4 protein-coding genes are annotated in these 2,666 nt (G+C 61.0%); all 4 read right to left on the bottom strand.

The window, feature by feature from the left end; all coding sequences use genetic code 11:
• Nucleotides 1–629 (bottom strand): fructose-6-phosphate aldolase (fsa, locus tag VN419_RS13470; RefSeq protein ID WP_325647733.1); only part of this gene is annotated, 629 nt, incomplete at its 3' end.
• Between the two features lie 42 nt (nt 630–671).
• Nucleotides 672–956 (bottom strand): transcriptional regulator, encoded by a 285-nt coding sequence (locus VN419_RS13465; RefSeq protein ID WP_325647732.1) that lies wholly within the window; start codon nt 954–956, stop codon nt 672–674.
• 42 nt (nt 957–998) lie between these two features.
• Complete coding sequence (folK, locus tag VN419_RS13460; RefSeq protein ID WP_325647731.1) at nt 999–1,493, bottom strand: 2-amino-4-hydroxy-6-hydroxymethyldihydropteridine diphosphokinase; 495 nt, start codon at nt 1,491–1,493, stop codon at nt 999–1,001.
• A gap of 8 nt (nt 1,494–1,501) precedes the next feature.
• The coding region (locus tag VN419_RS13455; protein WP_325647730.1) for an LL-diaminopimelate aminotransferase at nt 1,502–2,666 on the bottom strand (1,165 nt) is incomplete at its 5' end.

The raw sequence follows: 2,666 nt of genomic DNA, 5'->3' as shown, positions 1-2,666 counted from the left end.
GCCCAGTCCTCCATGAACTTGGCCAGGCCGATGTCGGTCATTGGGTGCTTTGTCAGGTCAAGCAGCACATTGAGGGGAATGGTCGCCGCATCGGCCCCGAGTAAGGCCGCCTGGAAGAAATGGCTGGTGTGCCGAATGCTCGCCGCCAGCACTTGCGTGGGCAGATCATAGTTGCGGAAGATGGTCATAATGTCCTGGATGACCTGCATGCCGTCCTGGCCGATGTCATCCAGCCTGCCTACAAAGGGGCTGACGAATGTCGCCCCGGCTTTGGCGGCCAGAAGCGCCTGGTTGGGCGAAAAAACAAGTGTGGCGTTCGTTTCCACGCCGCGCTGGTGCAGTTCGCTGATGGCCTTGAGGCCTTCCAGCGTCAGGGGCACCTTGACCACGACGTTCGGGGCGATCTTCACCAGATCACGCGCCTCGGCCAGCATTCCCTGGGCATCGGCGGCGATGACCTCCACGCTCACGGGCCCGTCGGTCTCCTTGCAGATCTGACGGACGATCTTCTTCCAGTCGCCTTTTTCTTTGGACAGCAGGCTCGGATTGGTGGTCACGCCTTCAAGGGCGCCCAAAGCCTTGGCCTGTCTGATGTGCTCGATATTGGCGCTGTCGAGGAATATCTTCATGCGGTCCTCCGCCTGAGGGCTGTGGCCGGTGGGAGAAAACGCTTACGCCTGCCCGCCCCCGTTTTCGCCCTCAAGGCGCTTCAGGTATTTCTCGCGGCAGTCGTAGGAGCAGAAGTTCAGCACCACGTCGCCTTGGCGTACGCGGATGTCGCTGTTCTTGGAAACATAGGCCCCGCACACGGGATCCTTGACCATCTCGCCGGAAGCCACGAGATCTTCCTTTTTTTCCTGCTCTTTAGACTGCTTCCAACGTTTGTCGCCGGCGAAGAGCTTCCAGACCACGAAGGCGCAGATGGCCAGGATGAGAAGCTTGGTCACGCTCATCATGTGGGTATTCCTTCTTTAGAGGGCCAGAGACGCCAGAGCGCCCTACTTCTGGCTGATGTTCCGGCCATCAAGGGTGTAACCGATCCCGGCCAGGGCCTGCTCGACCGTTTTCCCGCCTGGAAGCGTCAGCCCAGGCGCGATGTCCTTCAAGGGCACCAGCACAAAGGCCCGCTCCAGCATGCGCGGATGCGGCAAGGTCAGGTACTCGCCCTGCATGGTCACGTCGCCGAAGAGCAACAGGTCCATATCGATGAGCCTGGGACCGCCGGGAGCTTCTTCGTCGCGCTCGCGGCCCATCTTGGCCTCCACGGCCTGGAGCGTGGAAAGAAGCCCCTCCGGGGCCCAGATGTCGGAGCCGACCTTGAAGCGCACGACGCAGTTGGTGAACCAGGGCTGATCCTTGACGGCGCCCTGGGGTTCGGTTTTGTATATGGGCGACTGCGCGTCGAACACCAGGTCGTTGCCGTAGTGTTCTAGGCGCTGCAAGGCCTCTTCGATGTTCGCTTCGCCGTCGCCCAGGTTCGAGCCCAGGGACACGTAGGCGTCTAGAGTTGGGAAATCCGTAACACCGCCTCCTTCAGTCGATCCGTGTCCACAGTGAGCGAGATGCGGAAGTAGCCCTCGCCCGGGGTGCCGAAGCCGTTTCCAGGCGTGGTCACCACGCCGGTTTCCATGAGCAATTTGGTGACGAAATCCTTACTGGTGAAGCCCTTGGGCACCTTGGACCAGATGTAGAAGCTGGCGTCGGGCGTGCGGCAGGAGATGCCCGCCTTCTTCAGGGCGTCCACCACCACGTCGCGGCGCTCTTTATAAATCTTGCGCAAGCCCACACAGAATTCGTCACCCTGGTCCAGGGCAACGACTCCCGCCTCCTGGACGGCCTGGAAGATGCCGGAATCCATCTGTTCCTTCACCTTGGCAAGACCCTTGACCAGCGTGGGGTTGCCCACGGCCATGCCCACGCGCCAGCCGGTCATGTTGTAGGTCTTGGACAGCGAGTGGAACTCGATGGCCACGTCCTTGCCCCCAGGGATCTCCATGATTGACAGGGGCTTCTTGGCCTCGTCGAAGTAGATCTCGGTGTAGGCCGCGTCGTGCACGACGATGACGTCGAACTCTTTGGCCTTTTCGATGAGCTTTTCGTAGAAGGACCGCGGGGCCGTGGCCGCCGTGGGATTGTTGGGGTAGTTGACGTAGATCAGTTTGGCTTTTTTCCAGGTATCGTTGTCGATGGCGTCGAGATCGGGCAGGAAGTTGTTCTCATCCGTCAGCGGCAGATACATGGGAATGCCGCCCACGAACTCCGTGGTGACGCCGTAGACGGGATAATTCGGGGTGGCGATGAGGGCCACGTCGCCGGGATTGATGAAGGCCAGCGGGAAATGCGCGATGCCTTCCTTGGAGCCGATGAGGCTGACCACTTCGGTGTTCGGGTCCAGATCGACGTTGAAGCGCCGCTTGTACCAGTCGGCCACGGCCCTGCGAAAGGCGTACAGCCCCACGTACGAGGGGTACTGGTGGTTCACGGGCTTGCGCGCGGAGGCGCACAGGGCGTCGATGATGAAGTCCGGGGTGGGCAGATCCGGATCGCCGATGCCCAGGCTGATGATGTCGAGCCCTTTGGCGCGCACCTCTTCCTTGGCCTTGTCGATGGCGGCGAAAAGGTACGGGGGCAATTTATCGATGCGTTGGGCGAACTTGAATTCGGAC

Source organism: Humidesulfovibrio sp. (assembly GCF_035560995.1).
Lineage (GTDB): Bacteria > Desulfobacterota > Desulfovibrionia > Desulfovibrionales > Desulfovibrionaceae > Humidesulfovibrio.
The sequence above is the reverse complement of the archived record's forward strand: the minus strand, read 5'-3'. Positions and strand labels throughout refer to the sequence as shown.